Below are 21311 nucleotides of genomic sequence, written 5' to 3'. Positions count from 1 at the left end.
CGGCATGACATTATCAGCCGATCTGTTCTTCAGCTTCCGCTCGCCTTATTCCTACCTCGCCGTGGGCCGGTACCGCGATATGGCGCGCGAATACGATCTGGACATCACGCTTCGCACCGTATGGCCCATTGCGATTCGCGATCCTGATATTCTGTTCACCGGCAACCCTGCGGCGCCGCGTTACATTGTGATGGATTGCATGCGCGCAGGGCAGTTTCTGGGCATTCCGATCAGCTGGCCCAGGCCCGATCCGGTGGTGCAGAACTTGATGACCCGCGAGATTGCTGAGGAACAACCTTACATTCACCGTCTCTGCCGCCTTGGACAGGCGGCGACCCGGCGCGGCAAGGGCTTGGAGTTTGCCGCCGAAGTCGCTCCGATCATATGGGACGGCAGCGTCGATGGCTGGAATGAAGGCGATCACCTCGCGCGCGCAGCTGAACGCGCTGGCCTCGACCTTGCCGAGATCGACGCAGAGGCCGAGAGCGACGCTGAAGCGCTCGACGCCGAGATCGCCGACAATCAAGAAGCGCTGGAAGCCGCAGGTCACTGGGGCGTGCCCACGCTTGTCATTGATGGGGAGCCGTTCTTCGGTCAGGACCGCGTCGAAATGGCGAAATGGCGTTTGGAGCAGAAGGGGCTGGCGAGGCGGTGAGTGCCGAGAGTTTCGAAAGCTTTGACGGCACGCGCCTCGCGGTCCACCGCGCGGGTGAAGGACGCCCAGTGGTGCTCTTGCATGGCCTGTTCTCGAGCGCTTTCATGAACTGGACCAAGTGGGGCCATCACACGCGGCTTGCCGATGCCGGGTTTGAGGCGATCATGCTCGATTTCCGCGTTCACGGCGACAGCGACGCGCCGCATGATCCCGCCTCTTATCCCAAGGGCGTGCTGGTGCGCGATGCGGCGGCGCTCGTGGAGCATCTGGCGCTGGAGCCGGGCGAGTTCGACCTTGTTGGTTTTTCGCTCGGCGCGCGCACGGCGATCCATGCGGTCGGCCACGGCATTCTCGAACCGCGCAAGCTCGCGATATGCGGCATGGGCGTTGCTGGCCTTGCCGAGTGGGAGCGGCGCGCGGCGCACTTCAAGCGGGTGATCGACGAATTCGACACGATCAAGCCGGGCGACCCCGCCTATGTGGCGCGCACGTTTCTGAAGTCGCAGGGCGTCGACCGCATCGCAGCGCGGCTCTTGCTCGATGCGATGGAGGATTTCGACCTCGCGCGGCTGGCGAGCATCACCATGCCGACAGGGGTTATCTGCGGCGACGAGGACAACGACAATGGCTCTGCCGAAGAGCTGACCGCGCTGCTTCCCAACGCGACTTATTATGAGGTGCCCGGCAGCCACCTCAATTCCGTCACCAAGCCCGAGCTTGGCGAGGCTCTGGTGGAGTTTCTGACCGCATGACCGCTTCCAAGCGCGCCTTCCTGCTCTGGTGGATCGGCGGCCTCGTCGCGTTCGGCATCGTGATCTGGCTGGGAAGCGGGATCACCGGAGGCGAAGTCACCCTCGGCATCCTCGACCACCAGGCTGCTGGCACGGCGGCGCGGGTGGACGAGATACAGCAGCAATGGCTCGCTGGCGGCGTCTTGGATCTTGCAAGGATCGCGATGGCAGGCGATCTCGTTTTCATCGGCATCTACGGCATCGGCTGCGTGCTTGCCGGGGTCTATTACCGCTCGCGCCCGCAGATCGTTCTCAAGGTTTTCGGTCTCACGGCCCTTGTTGCAGGTGTGCTGTTTCTCGCCACCGATTATGGCGAGACCATCGCGCAGTTCATCCAGCTGATGGAATTGCAAGGCGATGATGATCTGGCCGGATTCGCCGCCACGTTGCGCCCGGTAAAGGTGTTCGCCTTTATTGCCGCGACATTGGCCGTAATCGGCGCGCTTTTGGCGGAACGCCTTTCGTCGAGAGCATCTTGATAATCGCCTCAAAGCCGCGCAATCACGCTGGCCAGAGGAACTTGACTGGAAAAGACTAGAGAAGAGGGTCACTCCACCATGAAATTCACCAAACTTTCGCTCAAGGCTTCGGCGGCTGCGCTGGCCGTGTCGCTCGCCGCCACCTCGGTGCCTGCATTGGCAGAGGCGCATCAGGACAGCGCCGAAATGCAGGATGCCGGTACGCAATTCCCGCTGACGCCAGAAGGCGCGGCGCAGTTCGTCGCCAGTGTCGAGGATGAGATGCGTGCCTTCTCCGAGCCATATGCGCGCGTGTCGTGGCTCAATGCGACCTACATCAACACCGATTCCAACGCGCTCGCCTCGCAATATGGCGCGCAGCTCACCACGATGAGCGTCGGCTTTGCCAACGAAGCGGCCAAGTATGCCGCCGTCGAAGGGCTGGACCCCGAGGTAGAGCGCAAGCTTGGTATGCTGCGCTATTCGATCGGTCTGCCTGCTCCGGCACGCGACGGCGCGGCTGAGGAACTGTCCGACATCGCCACCCGTCTTCGTGCAGCCTATGGGGCGGGGCGCGGCACTCTGAACGGTGAGGAAATCGGCGGCTCGGATATCGAGGCCGAAATGGGCAATCTTGATCGCACGCCCGAGGAACTCGCCGAAATGTGGGCCAGCTGGCACGACAATGTCGGCGCACCGATGCGCGAGGATTACGCGCAATATGTGAGCCTCGCCAACGAAGGTGCTGCCGAGCTTGGTTTCGACGATCTCGGCACGATGTGGCGCTCTGGCTACGACATGAGCCCGGAAGAATTCGCCGCCGACACCGAGCGCATGTGGCAGGAAGTGAAGCCGCTCTACGTCGCGCTTCACACCTATGTCCGCCGCAAATTGAACGAGCATTACGGTGACGAGGTCCAGCCCGCGACCGGCCCGATCCGCGCTGACCTGCTCGGCAATATGTGGGCGCAGGAATGGGGCAACATCTACCCGCTCGTCGCACCCGAGGGCGCTGGCGATATCGGCTATGACCTCACTGACCTGATTGTCGAGAAGGACCTCGATGCGGTTGAGATGACCCGCGTGGGTGAACAGTTCTTCTCATCGCTCGGCTTCGAACCGCTGCCGCAGACCTTCTGGGAGCGCTCGCAGTTTACGAAGCCCGCCGACCGCGAAGTCGTGTGCCATGCGTCTGCGTGGAACCTCGACAATGTCGACGATCTGCGGATCAAGATGTGCATCAAGCAGAACGCGGACGACTTCATCACGATCCACCACGAGCTTGGCCACAACTACTATCAGCGCGCCTACAACCAGCAGGATTTCATGCACCTCGGCGGCGCCAATGACGGCTTCCACGAAGCGATCGGAGACATGATCGCGCTGTCGATCACGCCTGAATATCTGGTGCAGATCGACATGCTTGAACCCGAACAGGTGCCAAGCGCCGACAAGGATATTGGCCTTCTCCTGCGTCAGGCGATGGACAAGGTGGCGTTCCTACCATTCGGCCTTCTGATCGACCGCTATCGCTGGAGCCTGTTCGACGGCAGTGTCGCGCCTGGGGATTACAACAAGGCGTGGAACGATATCCGCCTCGAATATCAGGGCATCACCCCGCCGGTCGAGCGCCCAGCCGATGGCTTCGATCCGGGTGCGAAGTACCACGTGCCGGGCAATGTCAGCTACACGCGCTACTTCCTTGCGCGCCTCCTCCAGTTCCAGTTCTTCAAGGCCGCCTGCGATCAGGCCGGTTGGGAAGGGCCGCTTCACCGCTGCTCTTTCTATGGCAATGAGGAAGTGGGCAAGAACCTCAACGCCATGCTTGAACTCGGCGCTAGCGAGCCGTGGCCTGAAGCGCTCGAAGCCTTCACCGGCGAGCGTCAGATGAACGGCACGGCGATGGTCGAGTATTTCGCGCCGCTGATGGCGTGGCTCGAAGAGCAGAACGAGGGCCAGGAAGAAGGCTGGTGAAATACGCAGCCGCCTTTGCCGCAATAGCGTCGCTTTTGGTCTCCTGCGCTTCGGCGCAGGAGCCGGAGGCGAGCGCGCCGGTCGCATCCGATGTGACCGGCACGCTGTTCGTTGCGCAAAAGCGCGGCAACACGATCACCAAGGTCGATCTTGCGAGCGGTGAAGAAGTTCTGCGCCGCGACAGCTGCACCAACCCGCACGAACTGGCGACCTCACCCAATGGTCGGCATGTCGCACTAGCTTGCTACGGCGGGACGACGATCGACATTTTCAATACCGACACGCTTGAGCGCACGCACAGCGTCGAGCTTGGCGAGAACGCGCGCCCGCACGGCATCGTGTGGCATGAAAACGGGCACATCTACTCGACCGCCGAGGGGCGTCAGTCGATCTTCTGGATCCGCAGTCCGCTGAGCCAGATGCCCGACGTATTCGAATACGCGACCGGCAAGCGCGGCAGCCACATGCTGGTCGTCGCTCCCGATGCGCGCACCGCTTGGACCACTGATCTTGGATCGCGAACAGTAACGCGCGTGGACCTGCTTACCCGCCGAGTACCGCTTTCGGTCACGGTAGGAGAGGAACCCGAAGGCATCGCACTGACGCCCGACGGCGAGACGCTGTGGGTATCGGCGCGCGGCTCCAATCAGGCTTTCGCTCTCGATCCTGAGAGCATGGAAGTTCGCAGCACGGTCGAGACCGGTGCATTTCCGCTGCGCCTCGCCATCCGCCCACAGGGCGATGTCGCGGTAACCTCCGATCTGATGGACAGCGGTTTGTCGGTGATCGATCTCGAGACGGCCAAGGTTACCCGGCAGATATCCGTCGACGTGGCTTCGAATGCACAGCAACGCTTTCAGGTGACTATCCTGTGGTCGGACGATGGGACACGCGTCTACGTGGCCGAAACCGCCAGCAACACGGTGGCCGAGGTCGACTACGCGACCGGCGAAGTCCTGAGGCGACTGCCAGGCGGCGAGGGCGGGGACGGGCTCGCGATCCTGCCGTGACCGGAAAAACGCCTCGCAAATTCCTGCCCGCGGTCGGCTGGCGAGAGCTGGTCGACCTGCCTGATATCGGCCTTACCGGCATCCCGGCAAAAATCGACACAGGCGCGCGTACGTCGTCGCTGCATGCCCGTGTGCTCGAGCAATTCGAGCGCGACGGTAAACCCTTCGTGCGCTTTGCCGTAGACTGGGACGATATCGCTCACGAGGGCGTGGCGGTTCAGGTTGACAGGAGGGGCATAACAAGCTCGAATGGCGAAACGCAGTACAGGTTCGTAATCAAGACTCCGTTGCGCATCGGTGAAGTCGAATTTCGCGCTGAATTCAGTCTTGCTGACCGTTCGGACATGAAGTTTCCGATGCTGATCGGGCGGACGGCCCTGCGACGACGCTTTGTAGTCGATAGCGGACATTCGTGGCTGCAATCGCCCACTCGCCCTGATAATTAGACGCGCCCACGCCTTTCCAAGGAACACCCCATTTATGAAAATCGCCATGCTGGCTCGCAATCCGAATCTCTATTCACACAAGCGTCTGAAAGAGGCAGCAGAGCAACGGGGTCACGAACTCGATATTCTAAACACCACGCGCTGCACCGTGAACATTGCCAGCCATCGGCCCACGCTGACCTATAATGGCGAGACGCTGGCAGGCTATGACGCAGTGATCCCGCGCATTGGGGCATCGATCACCAATTATGGCCTTGCGGTGTTGCGACAATTCGAGATGGCTGGGGTGTGGCCGCTCAACGAAAGCGTTGCGATCGGACGCAGCCGCGACAAGCTGCGCTCCATGCAGATCCTCGCCAAATACGGTCTTGGTCTGCCTCTCACCGCCTACGCCAACGACCCTAAGCAGGCCGAGGAGATCATTAAGGCGGTCAACGGGCCGCCGGTGGTCATCAAGCTGCTCGAAGGTACGCAGGGCATCGGCGTCGTGCTTGCGGAAACCATGTCGAGCGCAAAGTCGGTGATCGAGGCGTTTCGAGGGGCGAACGTCAACATCCTCGTGCAGGAATTCATCAAGGAAGCGGGCGGCACCGACATTCGCGCGCTGGTTGTCGGCGGCAAGGTCGTCGCCGCAATGAAGCGCACCGGCGCGGCAGACGATTTCCGCTCCAACCTTCACCGCGGGGGAAGTGCTGAGGTCATCAAAATCACGCCAGAAGAACGTTCGACCGCCGTTCGGGCAGCAAAGCACATGGGTCTGAATGTCTGCGGCGTCGACATGCTACGTTCAAACCACGGACCAGTGATCATGGAGGTCAATTCCTCGCCCGGTCTCGAGGGCATCGAAACCGCGACTGGCAAGGACGTTGCGGGCCAGATCATCGACTTCATGCAGGCGAACGCGAAGGTCGGCGCGACCAAGACCAAGGGGCAGGGCTGATTCGGGACAGCCTGCAAAGAAGTATCAGCAGGCCCTTTGCGGCGTCGTGCAAACTGGCTATCCCTTCGCGCATGCTTATTCGCTCGATCATTTCGACTTCGCTCGCAGCCCTTGCCTTGGCTGTAACCTCAACGCCAGCCGCAGCGCAGCAGGCCCCCTCCCAGACACAGGCGCAATCAGCGCGACCCGACTGGGTCGGCCGCTTTGACGATCAGCTGATGCGGATGCTGATGCAGGATCTGCGCGCGACCTGGACCGTGGAGCAGTCTGCTGAAGGCCTGACCACCTATCGCGCGAGCGCCGAGGGCGGGATCAATTTTGTCGCCGTGCCGCGTTCGTGTGAGGACCAGAATGGCTGCGTTGGACTGGTTGTCATCGCCTTGTTCAATGACGTCAATGTCGACAACGCTGCTCGGCTTGATGCGTTCATCAATGCATTCAACGACCGCCAGCCCACAGCAAAGGTCATGCGCGATCCGCAGGGCATGGTTGCTCTCCAGGCCTACATCAACGCTGCTAACGGCATCACCTATCGCAATCTGCTCGCGCAGATGGTCGTATTTGGGCAGAACATCACCACGCTCAGCCGCGCTCTTATCGAACTCGAAAACGGCTAAGCGGGAATCGGATCAACGCCGAGGCTGGCGGTGAAACTGCTGGTCGAGCGCTCCAGTTCTCGGACAGTCTGAGCCAGGCCTGCAGCCGCTCGCTGCAACTCATCTGACAGCTCGCTTGCAGAACTGGCCCGCTTTGCGAGCGTTCGGGTTCTCTCGACCATCTGGTCCGCTTCGCCCGCAGCTCGGCGTGCGAATTGCTCGATTGTATCAGCCGATTGCGTCTGGTTGCCGACCCCGTGAAGGATGGCGGTCGCGGTTTTGCCGAGTTCTGCAATGGCTGCATCGATGGCCTCGAAACTGCTTTCTGCACTCAGCGTGCCGGCGCGGACCCCCTTGAGGAATACGTCGATCTGCGTGGCTGCATCGGTCGCCTGCGAGGCGAGAGCCTTTACCTCCTGAGCAACGATGCTGAACCCGCGACCCGACTTGCCCGCTGAGGCAGCTTCTATAGCAGCGTTGAGCGACAGCAGGTCGGTTCGCTCGGCGATGCGAACAATCGCCCGTGTCGCCTCGCCAATGGTCCGTGATTGCTCTGAGAGCGAGCCGATCGCCTGTCCCCCGCTTTCCGAACGGCTGTTTGCCTCAATCGAGAGGTCGCTCTGTTTGCGCACAAGTGCCGAGATCTCGCTGATAGCCACGGATAATTCGGCCACCCCGGCAGCGACAACATTGGCAGCGCGGCTTGCGCCCTCAGCGCAATTTGCCACGTCGTTTGCTTCTTCGCCTGCCTCTTGTGCAATCGCCTTCAAGCCGCGGGCGCTTCGCTCGAGCATTGAGACTGTACTTGCAACAGAGTGCGTAACGGCGCTGATAGTTTGCTCGAAGTCCGCCGCAATCCGCTCATTGCTTCGACGATGCGCGGCACTCAGTTGCTCACACTTACGCGAATGCGTGCTGCGCTCGTCCTCTAACCGCTTCTGCGCATCGCAAAGATCGCTGTGGAGCCTGTTCAGCTGTTTGGCGTGGTCCTTTGCATCGCCCTCAAGGTTGGCAATGCGCTCAATAATGCTAACCAGTTTTGCTGTGACCCAGCCCAAAAAGCACGCAATCAGGACAGGGCCCATGATGTGCAGGGAAGTGCCCAGCATTCCCTCGCTGCTGGAGAACGCTGGCTGAGGCATGATGAAGGCAACGGTCACATGATGCAGCACCCCGACTGTGCTCGCTGCCAGCACTGCTCTCGTATCGCAAAGGGGCACGAGCAGCCCGAGGGCGAGAACGGCGAAGAGCTGTATCTCTGACTGCCAGATGCTGTTCTGCGACGCGTAGATAAGGAGCGCTGGCTGTAGCGCGGCCACCAAGCCTAGAAGGACGCGGACAGTTGCATCGGTGCGGCCCTTTGTCGCCGCCCAAAACGGAATCAGGGCCAACAGCGCGCTCGCTACGGCTGCACCGCGAGCGTGTTCCCCGTCGACTATGGCCATCAAGGCAAGGGAGATAAGCACGCCGGCGCTGGCAATCGCGATCAGAAGCACCCCTTTCCGCCGCAATCCCTCGATGAGTTCGGACGCGGTTGCATCGGCGGGTGAGTGGATGGGCTTCGATGTCGTTCTGGAGCTTCCGGCGGCATCTCTTGCCAGTAGCTCGAAGACGCTGGCGGGTTCGCCCGAGGCAGTGGCCGTGGGTAGGTCAGCGGCGGCAAGAGTGCCCATGTCGGGAAGAGCGCTCATGGGATTGCTCGGACCTTGGAAGGCCCGCAGCCAGGCGCGGTTGCATTGAGCGTCAGGACACCGTGTTTGCTCAGAGCTTCGAGAAAACCAGGTGTGTCACCTTGGATGATGAAGGACCCGTCCACTGCCCCGCGTGCAAGGAGCAGCGTGCGCGGCGCCTCGACCAAACGTGGGAGTTCGCGAGCAGCCTTGGCATTCAGGGGCACCAGCGCAACCGGAGCGCCGGGACGCGGCAATGTTACAAACGCCACCGCCGCAAGGCAGAGCGCAGTCACAAGGACCGCAATCAGGCCTTGCTCAAAGCGACCGTTTCCATGCGCGGGGCGAAAGGGCATGGCCGGGGATATCGCCAATTTTGGTTAGCGCATCTTCCCCGGTTCACCACGTATAGGACCGCAGCGTGATAGCCCTTACCGGCTTTACCGGAAGGGCGGCTCGTTAAACGCACGCAGCTTGCGGCTATGCAGGCGGTCGCCTTCATCGCGCAAGCGCGCCGCGGCTTCGAGGCCTATCTGCAAGTGAGCGGCAATCGCTTCCTCGTAGAACTTGTTGGCCTGCCCGGGAAGCTTGATCTCACCGTGAAGCGGCTTGTCCGAAACGCACAGAAGCGTGCCGTAAGGAACGCGGAAGCGATAACCCTGCGCGGCAATGGTCGCGCTCTCCATCTCGACCGCGATTGCGCGGCTTTGCGAGAAGCGCTTGGCGCTCGACGCGTAGTGCAACTCCCAGTTGCGGTCGTCGGTGGTGACGACCGTGCCGGTGCGCATGCGCTCCTTGATGTTCGCGCCCTGAACGCCCGAGACGGCTTCCGCCGCGCCTGCCAGCGCCAGCTGAACCTCAGCAATCGGCGGGATCGGGATTTCGGGCGGAAGCACCTGATCCAGCACATGATCGTCGCGCAGATAAGCGTGAGCGAGCACGAAGTCGCCGATCTTCTGGCTAGAGCGCACGCCGCCGCAGTGGCCGATCATCATCCAGGCATGTGGACGCAGCACGGCGAGGTGGTCGCAGATCGTCTTGGCGTTGGATGGGCCGACGCCGATATTTACGAGGGTGATGCCTTTGCCGTCCTCGCGAATGAGGTGATAGGCAGGCATCTGGTGCTTGCGCCAGGCGGTATCGTTGAGCTGCTCTTGAGCGTTGTCAGTGCATTCGGAGATGTCGAGGCCAGCTGCACCCTTGAGAGCCGTGTAGCCACTGCCATCATCGTTTTCGCAAATCTGCTGCGCGCCCCAGTTCACGAATTCATCGACATAGCGATGGTAGTTGGTGAACAGGATAAAGTCCTGAAAATCCTCGACTTTGGTGCCGGTATAATGCGCAAGGCGGGCAAGCGAATAATCGGTGCGCAGACCATCGAACAGCGACAGCGGCATGTCCGCATCGTCGTCGAACTCGATGCCGTCCGCCAGCTCGTCTCCGATGAGCGACAGATCGGTCGAAGGGAAGTATTGCGCGATTTCATAGGGCGGGGTGCCCTGCATCGCCGCACCGGCTTCACCGTCGAGCACATAGGGAAACGGGATTTCCTGGCGCGAGCGGCTTACCGTGACGTCGATCTCATATTCGGCAGAGATCAGTTCGAGTTGCTCGGCAAGGTAGGGGCCGAACAGGTCGGGCCGGGTGATGGTGGTGGTGTAGGTACCCGGCATTTCCAACCGGCCAAAGGCGCGGCTGCGATCCTGGGGATCGCCCACTCCTGAATAATGCAATGTCAGCTGGGGATAGGCGTAACTTCCATCTTCGCGCTTTCGCTGCGGAGGGATGGTGCCGTTCTGGCCAAACGCGATAACGTCCGCGCGAAGGGTTGCGACGGCGTCGCTGTAGTGCTGCTGCAATTGTTTCAGGATGGTGGGGATTGGGGTCATTCAGCTGTCCTCTTTGTTGTTCTTGGCTTTAATTTAGGACCTTTGCAGGTCTTTTACAAAAAGGGCGCGAAGGTCGTTTGACCCTCGCGCCCAATTTTCGCTCGAAGAGAGAAAGCGCTTAGGCTTCGTCTTCGTTCTTGTGATCCGTTGCTTCGATCAAAGCTTCGGTTTCGCTCACGCCTTCCGGCTTGGCGACACCGTCTTCGAACAGTTCCTCAGGGATTTCGCCCGGTTCGAGGCCTGCATTGTCGATGCGCGTATCGGCAGCAGCTTCTTCGATCTCGCGCTGCTCTTCTTCGAACAGCTGTGCAAGAACGTCGACGCCCTGCGACTGCAGTTCGGCTTCGTCGTCCGAACGGGCGACGTTGGCCTTGACGGTCACGTGCACCTCGGGGTGGAGGGCGACGGTTACGTCGTGCATGCCGATGGTCTTGATGGGCGCGCCCATGATGACCTGCTTCTTGTCGATGTCGTGGCCCTTGTCATTGAGGCCAGCAACCATGTCGCGAACATTGACCGAACCATAAAGCTGGCCAGCGTTGGAAGCGGCACGAATGAGGACAACCTCTGCGCCTGCAACCTTCTCGCCGAGCTTTTCAGCTTCGGTACGCTTCTCGGCGTTCTCTTTTTCAAGACGTTCGCGGTTGGCTTCGAACACGGCCTTGTTGGCTTCGTTTGCGCGCAGGGCCTTCTTCTGCGGGAGAAGGAAGTTGCGGGCATAGCCGTCCTTGACGGTGACAACGTCGCCGATAGTGCCGAGCTTCTCGATACGTTCGAGGAGAATGATATCCATGTCTCTTTCTCCTTACTTCACGATGTACGGCAGCAGGCCGATGTGACGGGCGCGCTTGATGGCCTTGGCCAGTTCACGCTGCTTCTTTGCAGAAACGGCGGTGATGCGCGAAGGCACGATCTTGCCACGCTCGGACATGAAGCCCTGAAGCAGGCGCACGTCCTTGTAATCGATCTTGGGTGCGTCCTTGCCGCTGAAGGGGCAGGACTTGCGGCGGCGGAAAAACGGGCGGGCCATCAGTCGCGCTCCTCACGGTCGGAACGGCGCTTCTTGTCGCGCTCGTTCTTGCGCATCATCACGCTGGGACCTTCTTCGTGCTCTTCGACACGGATGGTCATGTAGCGAATGACGTCTTCGTTGATACGGGTCTGGCGCTCGAGTTCCTCAACCACCGAGCCGGGGGCGTCGATGTTGAGCATGACGAAATGCGCCTTGCGGTTGCGGTCGATCTTGTAGGCGAGGGACTTGAGACCCCAGGTCTCGGTCTTGGTGACCTTGCCTTCGTTCGCTTCGACGATTTCGGTCGCCGTGGCCGCCAGCGCGTCAACCTGGGCCTGCGAGAGGTCCTGACGCGCGAGGAAGATATGCTCGTAAAGAGCCATCTCGCGTTCCTTCAATTGCAATGCCGATCGCTGGCTTGTCCGCACCATTGCGGGGCCCCTCCGGCTTTCTTTAGCACCGCCTCCCGGAAGAAGCGGATGCGCGCACATAACGGTTTTCGCCGGTAATGCAAGTCTTGTGCGCCGGGAACAGCGGGGCCAAGCGGCAGTTGGGAAGGCACATATAAAGGGGAACATGAATGCCATCAGGTCTGGTCGCTTTATTCGACGACGTTGCAGTCATTGCGCGCGCTGCGGCTGCATCGGCCGACGATATCGCTGCTGCAGCCGGTAAGGCGGGCTCGAAAACTGCGGGGGTGGTCATAGACGATGCCGCCGTCACGCCGAGCTACGTCACCGGCCTTTCCCCGGCGCGCGAATTGCCGATCATCTGGGCGATCACCAAGGGCAGCTTGTTCAACAAGTTGGTGATTCTCTTACCCGGCGCGATCCTGCTTTCAGAGTTCCTGCCCTGGCTGATCATCTACATCTTGATGCTGGGCGGAGCCTTCCTTTGTTACGAGGGCGCCGAAAAGGTCATGGAGAAGCTTGGCGGTGACAAACACGGTAAGACGGTCGAGGATGTGATCGAGGACCCGGTCGAGTTCGAGAAGCAGCGCATTTCTGGCGCTATTCGCACTGACCTGATCCTATCTGCAGAAATCATGGCGATCGTCTTGAATGAACTCGATCTGCCGACGTGGTGGGAGCGCGGGCTGGCGCTGGCTCTCGTCGCGGTGGCTGTTACGGTTCTCGTCTACGGTACAGTCGCGATCATCGTGAAGCTGGACGATATCGGCCTGTCTCTTACCAAGTCAGACAGCGCCGCGACGCGCAGTTTCGGCGAGGGGCTGGTGGCTTTCGTTCCAAAATTGCTGATCGCGCTTTCCTTCATCGGCACCATCGCGATGCTGTGGGTTGGCGGCGGGATCATCATCCACGGCACGCACGAGATCGGCTTTGACCTGTTCTACGATATTGCACACGGCGCAGAATATGCCGCGGCTGGCGCGCTGACGGCGATTTCCGGTGTGGCCGGGTGGGTGACTTATGCTGGCGTCTCGGCGGTGCTGGGGCTTGGTCTGGGTTTCGTGATCGCAATCCTGCTCCACAAGGTCATCGGTTATGAGGGTGCTCACTGATGGTAGGCGGGCTGACGCTTTACACCTGCGCCGGTTCGCGCGGGCTGCGGGCGACCTGGGCGGCGGAGGAGGCAGGGATCGATATTAATCTCAAGGTGCTGCCGTTCCCACCGCGCCACCTTGCGCCCGAATATCTCGACATCAACCCGCTTGGCACAGTCCCGATGCTGGTCGAAAACGAGACGCAGATGACCGAGAGCTGTGCGATTGCGCATTATCTGGCCATGAAGGACGGCTCTGGCGATTTGGTCATCGCTCCGGATGAAGCCGACTATGCCGAATATCTCGACTACACCTACCACGCCGATGCGACAATTACCTTCCCGCAGACGGTCTATATGCGCTTTGCGATCTTCGAGAAGGCAAAGGGTTGGGGCGATGCTGGCGTTGCGTATGCCAAGTGGTTCGAGAAGCGGCTCGTGAAGGTCGAGCAGCGACTGGAAGGGCGCGAATATCTGTGCGCAGATCGTTTCACAGTGGCCGACATCTGCGTTGGTTATGCGCTGGTGCTGGCGGGCAGGGTGGGCCTCGACGAGCGCGTGCCCGACAGCCTCAAGTCTTATCGCGAGCGCTTGACGCAGCGAGAGGCCTACAAGCGGGCCGTAGCTCGCGAAGAGGCGGGGCTGAAGGCGCTTTCGGCCTGATCAGGTATCGGAAGAAGGAGCGAGCTGCGTCCCGCATTTGCCGCAGGTCTTGTTCGGCCACGGAACCGCAAATATCCCGCGAAAGAACAGGTTCTTCCCGCAGCTCGGGCAATTGTAGGTGAGCATCCGCCGATTGGCGAAGACGAGGCCGATAATCGCAATGCCGAAAGCGATGCTCGAATGGCCGAAGGTGCGTTCAACCAACATCACGAACAGCACTGACAGCACGAGCGCCCCGGCCATGAACCATGCGTGCTGGCGAGCCCGTTCGTAGATGCTCATGCGAGCCGCTCGAATATGCTGCGCGCAAAGGTGCTGAGCGTGTCGTCGCGCGCGCCCATGATGACGATGCGATCGCCGGGGCTGGCGATTTCGATGATCCGGTCGCCGCAGGCCTCGCGCTCGGGAATGTGCTCGGCCGTCCCGCCATGCTCCTCGATCATCGCGATGATCCGTTCTGTCCCCTCGCTTCGGTCGACGGTGCCGCCGAAATACACGGGATCACACATGATCGTGATGTCGTCCGCGCCTAGCTCCTTCGCGAAGGTCTCCGCGAGTTCATGGCCCATCTGCTTGAGCGGACCATATCCATGCGGCTGAAAGAAGGCGATCACGCGGCCTTCGGTGGCCTTCAGCGTGCGCAGGGTCGCGGCGCATTTCTCCGGATTATGGCCGAAATCGTCAATCACAGTAATGCCGGAGGCGCTCGTCCCGACCACGTCGAAACGCCGGGCAAGACCTGCAAAATCCTTGAGCACGTAGACAGCTGAGCGCACTTCGATACCCGATGCACTCGCCGCCGCGATAGCTGCAAGCGCGTTCGAGAGGTTGTGCATTCCCGGCATCGGCAGGATTAGCGGGAACACTTCGCGCGTGCGGTTGTCGATCACCGCTGCCCTGATGCCGAGCGCGTCCTGCTCGATCGATTCCGGTTCGACCGTGATATCCGCGCTCTGATCGTGCACCGCGAAGCTGACGACGTTCTTTACGCGCTCGGCAAGGAAGCGGGCTTCCTCGTTGTCGAAATTGATGACCGCACGATCAGATATCGCGACATAATCGCCGAATAGCTGGCGCAGTTCCTCGATGCTTTTGTGGTCGAGGCTCACGTTCAGAAGAACCCCGACGCTGGGACGATAGAGCGCAATCGAGCCGTCGCTTTCGTCGACCTCACTGACGAAACTCCTGCCCGAGCCCATCCGCGCCGACGCGAAAGGATTGGAGCCGTCGGCGAAGTTCTTCATCACCGCGCCGTTCATGACCGTTGGGTCGCGGCCAGCTTCGGCCATGATCCATGCGATCATTCCGGTGACGGTCGACTTGCCCGACGTCCCGCCGACAGCAACCGAATGCTCGGCGCGATTGAACAGGTTGGAGAGCAACTCGGCGCGGCTCATGCGCTGGCAACCAAGTTCCTTCGCACGGCGCACTTCGGGTACTGTGTCCTCGACCGCAGCGGAGGCGATCAGGATCTGCTTTCCCGATGTGATCCCGCTCCCATCTTGTGGGAAGAGTGCGAAGCCGTTGTCTGCCAGCCAAGCGAACTTTTCGGGCGTGCGGCCCTGATCGTATGACCGGTCGGACCCGGCCACTTCAATACCTAACCCATGCGCAATCTGGGCGAGCGGGAGCATGCCCGATCCACCGATTCCGCAGAAAAACAGAGGGTGCGCATCAGGCGCATCAACATTGTCGCGATCCATGATTGCAAAGGTTATGGGCTTGCACAGTGACTGACAAGCGCCATAGGCTCCCCACATGACGAATATCGCCATTTGCGCGCCCGCAACGCCGATCACCCGCGACCACGCCGATGCGCTGAGGCAGTTGGTCGCCGATGAGTTTCCCGGTGTCAGCGTCACCTTTCACGAGCAATGCTTTGCCGAACAAGGTCATTTTGCCGGCGATGACCTGACGCGCCTGTCGGCATTGCTCGATTGCGCGAACGATCCGCAATTCGACGCCGTGTGGTTCGCCAAGGGGGGATATGGCTCGAACCGCATCGCCGAGGCCGCCGTCGCCCAGATGAACCCAAACGCGCGGCAGAAAACGTATGTCGGTTTTTCCGACTGCGGTTACCTTCTCGGCGCGCTCTACAAGGCTGGTATCGGCCAGTGCGCGCATGGATCGATGCCGGTAAGCGCAAGGTCCGAGACAGGGAGCGAGGCGGTTCGGCGTGTGCTGCGCTGGTTCGGCGGCGACAATTCAGGGTTAGAACCGAGCCTAGATGGCGTCACGCCAGCTGCGGCCTTCAATCTCATCACGCTTGCCATGCTCGCCAAGACGCCTGCCATGCCCGACCTCACCGGTCATGTCGTAATGGTCGAGGAAGTCGCCGAGCACCTCTACGCCATCGACCGCATGTTCTTCGCTCTGGCAGGCAGCCTGCCGCGTATCGCCGGGATCAGGCTGGGGGCGGTGACAGCGGTGCCCGAAAACTATGTCGAGTTCGGTCAGAACGAGGAGGAGATTGCGAAATATTGGTGCGACCGCATGGGCGTGCCCTACCTTGGCCGCGCCGAGATCGGACACACCGCTGCCAACAGGGTTGTGCCGTTCGGACTTGCAGGGCCTGCGCGAGGCTCCTAACGGCGCGGGGCTAACTCAGAACGGGGCCGCAAGAGCCCTGATGTAATGACGGGGATACTCACATGATTGCATTCGTTTTTCCGGGGCAGGGTAGCCAGAAGGTCGGCATGGGCACCGAGCTCGCCGCCGCCAGCGCTGCCGCGCGCGAGGTTTTCGAAGAGGTCGACGAGGCGCTTGGCATGAAACTCTCGGCCATCATGCGCGACGGACCCGAGGACCAGCTGACTCTCACCGAAAACGCACAGCCTGCAATCATGGCTAATGCGATTGCGACCCTGCGCGTGCTTGAGGATGATTTCGGCGTGAAGCTGGCGGAAACCGGCTCCTGCGTCGCCGGCCACTCGCTCGGCGAGTATAGTGCCCTTTGTGCCGTCGGCGCCTTCGACCTTGCCACCACTGCGCGCCTTCTGAAGCTTCGCGGAAGCGCGATGCAGGCGGCCGTGCCTGTGGGTGAGGGCGGCATGGCTGCGTTGCTCGGTGCTGACGTCGAGAAGGCCGCCGCGCTTGCTGCCGCCGCTTCCGAACAGGACGTGTGCGAGGTCGCGAACGACAACGATCCCACTCAGGTTGTCATCTCGGGCCACAAGAGCGCCATCGACCGAGCCATCGCGATGGCGAAGGACCACGGCATCAAGCGCGGCATCGCTCTGCCGGTTTCCGCACCTTTCCATTGCTCGCTCATGCAGCCAGCCGCCGACCGAATGGCCGAAGCGCTCGCCGAAACGCTTCCGGGAGAACTGGCCCTGCCGGTCTACGCCAATGTCACAGCAACGAAGGTGTCTGACCCGGAAGAAGAGCGCAATCTGCTGGTAGAGCAGGTCACAGGCCGCGTGCGTTGGCGCGAGAGCATCATCGCGATGCGCGCGGACGGTGTTGAGCGTTTCGTCGAACTGGGCGGCAAGGTGCTTGGCCCCATGATCGGCCGGATCGACAAGGAAGCGGCCACCGACAGCCTGATTTCAATGGAAGACCTGGAGGGGTTCGCCAAGACGCTTTGAGCATGTTCGATTTCACCACCCACTGGATCAACCGGGAAAACGCGCACCTGCTCACGCGTGTCGCGCCGGGCACATTCGACCACGCCATCGATCCAGAGCGCCTTGCCCGGTATCTCGCAGGCCCCGCCAACTGGATGGCGGTTGCGATGCATGAGGCGCAGGTGGTGGGCATGCTCATGGCAGTCATCCACGACCATCCCGACAAACCGACCGAACTGTTCCTTGACGAGATCGGCACAGGCGACGATTGGCGGCGTAAGGGTATTGCGCGCGCCTTGATCGAGAGACTCTTCGAGCGCGCCGATGCCGAGGGCATTGATGAGATTTGGTTGGGGACTGAAACCGACAACGTACCTGCGCGCGGCCTCTATGAAAGTTTCGGCCACACGCGCGAGGATGCGGTGATTTATTACCTCGACTGGTGAGGAGAGAGATATGTTTAGGCTTGATGGAATGAACGCGCTGGTCACCGGCGCAAGCGGCGGGATCGGGTCGGCAATCGCGATTGCATTGGCGAAGCAGGGCGCGCGGGTGGCGCTGTCGGGCTCGAATGGCCAGAAACTGCGCGCCTTCCGCGAGCAACTGCATGAAGAGCATGGCGGCGAGCATGTCGAGATCACCTGCGACCTTTCCAACACCGAGCAGGTCGAGGAACTGATCCCAGCAACGCTCGATACGCTGGGCGGCATCGACATTCTCGTGAACAATGCCGGCATCACACGCGATGGGCTCGCCATGCGGATGAAGGATGAGGACTGGCACCAGGTCGTCTCGATCAACCTCGAAGCCGCTTTCCGCCTGATGCGCGGCAGCGCTCGACCCATGATGAAAGCGCGCTTTGGCCGCATCATCAACATCACCAGCGTAGTTGGACACACCGGCAATCCGGGCCAGATGAACTACTGCGCCGCCAAGGCAGGCCTGACCGGGATGACTAAGAGCTTCGCGCAGGAAGTCGCAAGCCGCGGCATCACCGCCAATTGCGTCGCTCCTGGTTTTATCCGAACCGCGATGACCACCGCGCTCGACGAAAAGCAGACCGAGACGATCAACGCCCGCATTCCGATGGGCAAGATGGGCGCAGGCGACGATATCGGTGCGGCCGTGAGCTTCCTCGCCAGCCGCGAGGCCGGCTATATTACGGGCGAGACGCTGCACGTGAACGGCGGCATGGCGATGGTCTGATGAAGAGGATCACGCTCCTCGCTGCCGGATTGCTGGCAGCTGCCTTCACGGCGCCCGCTGTATCGGCCAAGGAAGGCTCTCTCGCCGAATGTGCCGTCGCTGAAGCTCCGGAGGGGTTCCAGTCGAACCTCTTCCGCTCGTGGACCGCAAGCTACGAGAAGGACGCCGAGATCGAGATCGATGAGCGCGGTTTCCTGCTCATCGTACTCCAATGCTTTGACGGCGATATCGGGGACAGAGCCGCCATGGAGCGGGCGGCGCTGATCGTGATCTCCGCCGCGCTCAAGGACGAGGCCGCCGGGCGACTGGAAGGCATGGGACTGGATCTTGCCCAGGTAGACGCGGTCATGCTTCCGATCATGAAGCAAGTCCCGGTCAAGAAGCTGCTCAACAACAACCTTTCCTTGCCGGAAGAGCTGGAAACCGAAGCGGAAGAGCGATTCAACGATTTGATCGAGGCGAGCGGGATCGAGGGAACGAAGGTCGAAACCACTCTCGCCGCCTATCTTATCGGCATGATTGGCGACATCCTCGACCCTCAGAAGTGACGAACGCCCCCTTATCCCCAGCCCATTCCTTACAGTTAAAGCGACAAACTTGCCCGTGGTGACAGCCGCGCTAAGGTTTTCAGGACCAAGGGCGCTTTCGGAAGCGATTCCGCATCCGTTGAGGGCCGCAGACAAAACAACGATAGGTTGAAAGCTGATGAAGGCTACGATCGAACGCGCGACGCTCCTGCGTTGTCTCTCTCATGTTCAATCGGTGGTTGAGCGCCGCAACACCATTCCGATCCTGTCCAACGTCCTGATCGATGCATCGGACGGCGGAAGCGTGAAGGTCATGGCGACCGACCTCGACCTGCAGGTTGTCGAAACGATGAACGCCTCCTCGGTCGAAAGCCCCGGCGCGATCACCGTGTCGGCGCACCTGCTGTTCGACATCGCCCGCAAGCTCCCCGACGGCGCTCAGGTCAGTCTCGAAACCGCTGAGAACCGGATGGAGGTCAAGGCCGGGCGCGCGCGCTTCAAGCTGCCGACGCTTCCACGCGACGATTTCCCTGTAATCGTTGAGGGCGACCTTCCAACCAGCTTCGAAATCCCTGCGCGCACGCTGGCGCAGATGATCGATGCAACTCGTTTCGCGATCTCGACCGAGGAAACGCGTTACTACCTCAACGGCATCTTCCTGCACGTGACCGATGAAGACGAGCCGGTACTCAAGGCTGCGGCCACCGATGGCCACCGCCTTGCGCGCTTCACGCTTGCGCGTCCCGATGGCGCCGAGGGTATGCCTGACGTGATCGTACCGCGCAAAGCCGTGGCGGAGCTTCGCAAGCTACTCGAAGAAGCTCTCGACGGGGCAGTCCAGGTCGACCTTTCGGCTTCCAAGATCCGCTTCACGCTTGGCGGTGAGGGCGGGGTGGTCCTGACCAGCAAGCTGATCGACGGCACATTCCCTGACTACAGCCGCGTCATTCCGACCGGGAACGACAAGCTGCTGAAGGTCGATCCCAAGCTGTTCTTCGAAGGCGTCGACCGCGTTGCTACCATCGCCACGGAGAAGACCCGCGCGGTCAAGATGGGGCTCGATGCGGACAAAGTGACGCTCTCGGTGACCTCGCCTGACAACGGCAACGCAGCCGAAGAGCTGATGGCCGATTACAAGAGCGACGGTTTCGAAATTGGCTTCAACGCGAACTACCTCAAGGACATCCTTGGCCAGTTCGATGCTGAAGAGATCGAGCTTCACCTTGCCGATGCGGGCGCACCGACGCTGATCCGCGAAAGCGATACGAGCCCGGCTCTCTACGTTCTCATGCCGATGCGCGTGTGATGAGGCTTCTGGGGGGGATTTTCGCCGGATCGGGGCTGCTCATCCTTGCAAGCGCGAGCTTTGCGCAGAGCGAGGATGAAAACACCGCTTTCACACCCGAAGATGACCTCGACTGCGCGATGTATGTCGGCGCGCTGATGGCCGAATCGCAGGCCGAGATGACTCCCGAAAGCCGTGCGGCGCTGACCAGCGCCTTCACATACTTCACCGGGCGATACGAAGCCTTGCGCGGCACCGGATTGACCGAGGCCTTCACCGCGCGCTACCCCGCCTATGCTGCGTCCGACCCTCAACAGATCGCGCAGACCTGCTCGGTCCGCATGCGCGCCTTCGGAGCGCGGCTGGAACGTGCCGGGCGGGCGATGGCGGAGATGATGCCGTCTGAAACAGAGGCACCGGCTGACAGCCAGCCAGCTGGATAATCTTTCCATGGGCGACACCTCGCCGCCGCAAGTCCGCATCTTCGGGACGGTCATTTCGACCTATACGCGGATCGTCGAGCTCACGTGCGAGGAAGCTGGTCTTTCGCATGAGACTATCGCAACCGCCGCGCAGTCTCAGCAAAACCGCCATCCATTCGGCAAGGTTCCGGTGGTCGAGGTCGATGGGCTGGAACTGATCGAGAGCGTCGCAATCGCGCAATATCTCGACAATGCGCACAATGATTCAGCGCTTCAGCCGACACAACCTGCGGCAAGGGCGGTCATGGACAAGTGGATCGCGCTTGCGAACAACTACCTCTTCCCGATATTTGAGAACGGCCTTGTCATGCCGTGGATCATGCACCGCGTCGGCGGCTTTCCGCTGGATGAAGACAAGGTCCAGCGCGCGCTTCCCACCGTCAGCCGCGCGCTCGGCTATATCGAGGGCGAATTGAGCGAAGATGGCGCCTGGGCGTCGCTCGGTTTTACGCTGGCCGATGTGTTTCTCTACCCGATCGTCAGGTCGGTCCAGCTCACCCCGCAGGGCCGGGTCGGGATCGAACAATGCGAGCGCCTGCATGGCTGGCTCGCTTCGTGCGAAAAACGCCCCTCGATCGTCGCTACACGGTGGGAAAGCGAGGTTTGATCGGTTAAGGCTGCTCGTCAAAGAGGAGACA

The 21311-nt window shown here is 61.1% G+C and carries 26 protein-coding genes; 18 read left to right on the top strand and 8 right to left on the bottom strand.

Annotated elements, in window-relative coordinates; all coding sequences use genetic code 11:
- Window positions 1-4: 4 nt before the first annotated feature.
- The 8 genes from NAP1_RS06575 to NAP1_RS06540 all read left to right on the top strand — a co-directional run bounded on the left by NAP1_RS06575 (window position 5) and on the right by NAP1_RS06540 (window position 6891).
- Window positions 5-655, top strand: a complete 651-nt coding sequence (locus tag NAP1_RS06575) for a 2-hydroxychromene-2-carboxylate isomerase (RefSeq protein ID WP_007164467.1) — start codon at window positions 5-7, stop codon at window positions 653-655.
- Window positions 619-1407 (top strand): alpha/beta fold hydrolase, encoded by a 789-nt coding sequence (locus tag NAP1_RS06570; protein WP_007164466.1) that lies wholly within the window; start codon window positions 619-621, stop codon window positions 1405-1407. The genes NAP1_RS06575 and NAP1_RS06570 overlap by 37 nt, the downstream gene beginning before the upstream one ends.
- Complete coding sequence (locus NAP1_RS06565) at window positions 1404-1925, top strand: hypothetical protein (protein WP_007164465.1); 522 nt, start codon at window positions 1404-1406, stop codon at window positions 1923-1925. Before NAP1_RS06570 ends, NAP1_RS06565 begins: the two co-directional genes overlap by 4 nt.
- A gap of 78 nt (window positions 1926-2003) precedes the next feature.
- Window positions 2004-3878 carry a M2 family metallopeptidase gene (locus NAP1_RS06560; RefSeq protein WP_007164464.1) on the top strand — a complete coding sequence of 625 codons (1875 nt, stop codon included), beginning with the start codon at window positions 2004-2006 and terminating at the stop codon, window positions 3876-3878.
- A complete protein-coding gene (locus NAP1_RS06555; RefSeq protein WP_007164463.1) occupies window positions 3875-4888 on the top strand; it encodes a YncE family protein in 1014 nt (337 codons plus the stop codon). Before NAP1_RS06560 ends, NAP1_RS06555 begins: the two co-directional genes overlap by 4 nt.
- Complete coding sequence (locus NAP1_RS06550) at window positions 4885-5334, top strand: RimK/LysX family protein (protein WP_007164462.1); 450 nt, start codon at window positions 4885-4887, stop codon at window positions 5332-5334. The genes NAP1_RS06555 and NAP1_RS06550 overlap by 4 nt, the downstream gene beginning before the upstream one ends.
- Window positions 5335-5368: 34 nt before the next feature.
- On the top strand, window positions 5369-6274 hold the full coding sequence (gene rimK / locus NAP1_RS06545) for a 30S ribosomal protein S6--L-glutamate ligase (RefSeq protein ID WP_007164461.1): 906 nt from the start codon (window positions 5369-5371) through the stop codon (window positions 6272-6274).
- 71 nt (window positions 6275-6345) lie between these two features.
- Window positions 6346-6891 (top strand): YbjN domain-containing protein, encoded by a 546-nt coding sequence (locus tag NAP1_RS06540; protein ID WP_007164460.1) that lies wholly within the window; start codon window positions 6346-6348, stop codon window positions 6889-6891.
- Here NAP1_RS06540 and NAP1_RS06535 read toward each other — a convergent pair.
- The 6 genes from NAP1_RS06535 to rpsF all read right to left on the bottom strand — a co-directional run bounded on the left by NAP1_RS06535 (window position 6888) and on the right by rpsF (window position 11824).
- A complete protein-coding gene (locus tag NAP1_RS06535; protein ID WP_007164459.1) occupies window positions 6888-8561 on the bottom strand; it encodes a methyl-accepting chemotaxis protein in 1674 nt (557 codons plus the stop codon). The genes NAP1_RS06540 and NAP1_RS06535 overlap by 4 nt on opposite strands.
- The gene (locus tag NAP1_RS06530; protein ID WP_007164458.1) at window positions 8558-8896 is read right to left on the bottom strand and encodes a hypothetical protein; all 339 of its coding nucleotides are present in this window, start codon (window positions 8894-8896) and stop codon (window positions 8558-8560) included. Before NAP1_RS06530 ends, NAP1_RS06535 begins: the two co-directional genes overlap by 4 nt.
- 84 nt (window positions 8897-8980) lie before the next feature.
- The gene (locus tag NAP1_RS06525; protein ID WP_007164457.1) at window positions 8981-10429 is read right to left on the bottom strand and encodes an AMP nucleosidase; all 1449 of its coding nucleotides are present in this window, start codon (window positions 10427-10429) and stop codon (window positions 8981-8983) included.
- Window positions 10430-10547: 118 nt separating this feature from the next.
- Complete coding sequence (gene rplI / locus NAP1_RS06520; RefSeq protein WP_007164456.1) at window positions 10548-11222, bottom strand: 50S ribosomal protein L9; 675 nt, start codon at window positions 11220-11222, stop codon at window positions 10548-10550.
- Between the two features lie 12 nt (window positions 11223-11234).
- Complete coding sequence (rpsR, locus tag NAP1_RS06515; protein ID WP_007164455.1) at window positions 11235-11459, bottom strand: 30S ribosomal protein S18; 225 nt, start codon at window positions 11457-11459, stop codon at window positions 11235-11237.
- Window positions 11459-11824, bottom strand: a complete 366-nt coding sequence (rpsF, locus tag NAP1_RS06510) for a 30S ribosomal protein S6 (protein ID WP_040464792.1) — start codon at window positions 11822-11824, stop codon at window positions 11459-11461. Before rpsF ends, rpsR begins: the two co-directional genes overlap by 1 nt.
- A gap of 197 nt (window positions 11825-12021) precedes the next feature.
- Here rpsF and NAP1_RS06505 point away from each other — a divergent pair, with 197 nt between their 5' ends.
- Together NAP1_RS06505 and NAP1_RS06500 are read left to right on the top strand one after the other, a co-directional pair.
- Window positions 12022-12963: a DUF808 domain-containing protein gene (locus NAP1_RS06505; protein WP_007164453.1), complete on the top strand. Its 942-nt coding sequence runs from the start codon at window positions 12022-12024 to the stop codon at window positions 12961-12963.
- Window positions 12963-13607 carry a glutathione S-transferase family protein gene (locus NAP1_RS06500; RefSeq protein ID WP_007164452.1) on the top strand — a complete coding sequence of 215 codons (645 nt, stop codon included), beginning with the start codon at window positions 12963-12965 and terminating at the stop codon, window positions 13605-13607. The genes NAP1_RS06505 and NAP1_RS06500 overlap by 1 nt, the downstream gene beginning before the upstream one ends.
- On the opposite strand, the gene NAP1_RS06495 is transcribed toward NAP1_RS06500, so the two are convergent.
- Both NAP1_RS06495 and NAP1_RS06490 read right to left on the bottom strand, forming a co-directional pair.
- Window positions 13608-13889, bottom strand: coding sequence for a hypothetical protein (locus NAP1_RS06495; protein ID WP_007164451.1), 282 nt, complete (start codon window positions 13887-13889; stop codon window positions 13608-13610).
- Window positions 13886-15310, bottom strand: a complete 1425-nt coding sequence (locus NAP1_RS06490) for a glutamate ligase domain-containing protein (protein WP_007164450.1) — start codon at window positions 15308-15310, stop codon at window positions 13886-13888. Before NAP1_RS06490 ends, NAP1_RS06495 begins: the two co-directional genes overlap by 4 nt.
- 55 nt (window positions 15311-15365) lie before the next feature.
- Between NAP1_RS06490 and NAP1_RS06485 the strand changes: the two genes are divergently transcribed.
- The 8 genes from NAP1_RS06485 (at window position 15366) to NAP1_RS06450 (ending at window position 21280) form a co-directional block, all read left to right on the top strand.
- Window positions 15366-16196, top strand: coding sequence for an LD-carboxypeptidase (locus NAP1_RS06485; RefSeq protein ID WP_007164449.1), 831 nt, complete (start codon window positions 15366-15368; stop codon window positions 16194-16196).
- Between the two features lie 62 nt (window positions 16197-16258).
- Window positions 16259-17194: an ACP S-malonyltransferase gene (gene fabD / locus NAP1_RS06480; RefSeq protein ID WP_007164448.1), complete on the top strand. Its 936-nt coding sequence runs from the start codon at window positions 16259-16261 to the stop codon at window positions 17192-17194.
- 2 nt (window positions 17195-17196) lie between these two features.
- Window positions 17197-17619: an N-acetyltransferase gene (locus tag NAP1_RS06475; RefSeq protein ID WP_007164447.1), complete on the top strand. Its 423-nt coding sequence runs from the start codon at window positions 17197-17199 to the stop codon at window positions 17617-17619.
- Window positions 17620-17629: 10 nt separating this feature from the next.
- On the top strand, window positions 17630-18379 hold the full coding sequence (gene fabG, locus NAP1_RS06470) for a 3-oxoacyl-[acyl-carrier-protein] reductase (RefSeq protein ID WP_040464318.1): 750 nt from the start codon (window positions 17630-17632) through the stop codon (window positions 18377-18379).
- Window positions 18379-18927 carry a hypothetical protein gene (locus NAP1_RS06465; RefSeq protein ID WP_007164445.1) on the top strand — a complete coding sequence of 183 codons (549 nt, stop codon included), beginning with the start codon at window positions 18379-18381 and terminating at the stop codon, window positions 18925-18927. Before fabG ends, NAP1_RS06465 begins: the two co-directional genes overlap by 1 nt.
- A gap of 157 nt (window positions 18928-19084) precedes the next feature.
- Entirely contained in the window at window positions 19085-20212 is a 1128-nt protein-coding gene (dnaN, locus tag NAP1_RS06460; protein ID WP_007164444.1) for a DNA polymerase III subunit beta, read from the top strand.
- Window positions 20212-20634, top strand: coding sequence for a hypothetical protein (locus NAP1_RS06455; protein ID WP_007164443.1), 423 nt, complete (start codon window positions 20212-20214; stop codon window positions 20632-20634). The genes dnaN and NAP1_RS06455 overlap by 1 nt, the downstream gene beginning before the upstream one ends.
- Before the next feature lie 7 nt (window positions 20635-20641).
- The gene (locus NAP1_RS06450; RefSeq protein ID WP_007164442.1) at window positions 20642-21280 is read left to right on the top strand and encodes a glutathione S-transferase family protein; all 639 of its coding nucleotides are present in this window, start codon (window positions 20642-20644) and stop codon (window positions 21278-21280) included.
- The last annotated feature ends 31 nt before the right edge of the window (window positions 21281-21311 follow it).

It is taken from the genome of Erythrobacter sp. NAP1, assembly GCF_000152865.1.
In the GTDB taxonomy this organism is placed as follows: Bacteria; Pseudomonadota; Alphaproteobacteria; order Sphingomonadales; family Sphingomonadaceae; genus Erythrobacter.
The sequence above is the reverse complement of the archived record's forward strand: the minus strand, read 5'-3'. Positions and strand labels throughout refer to the sequence as shown.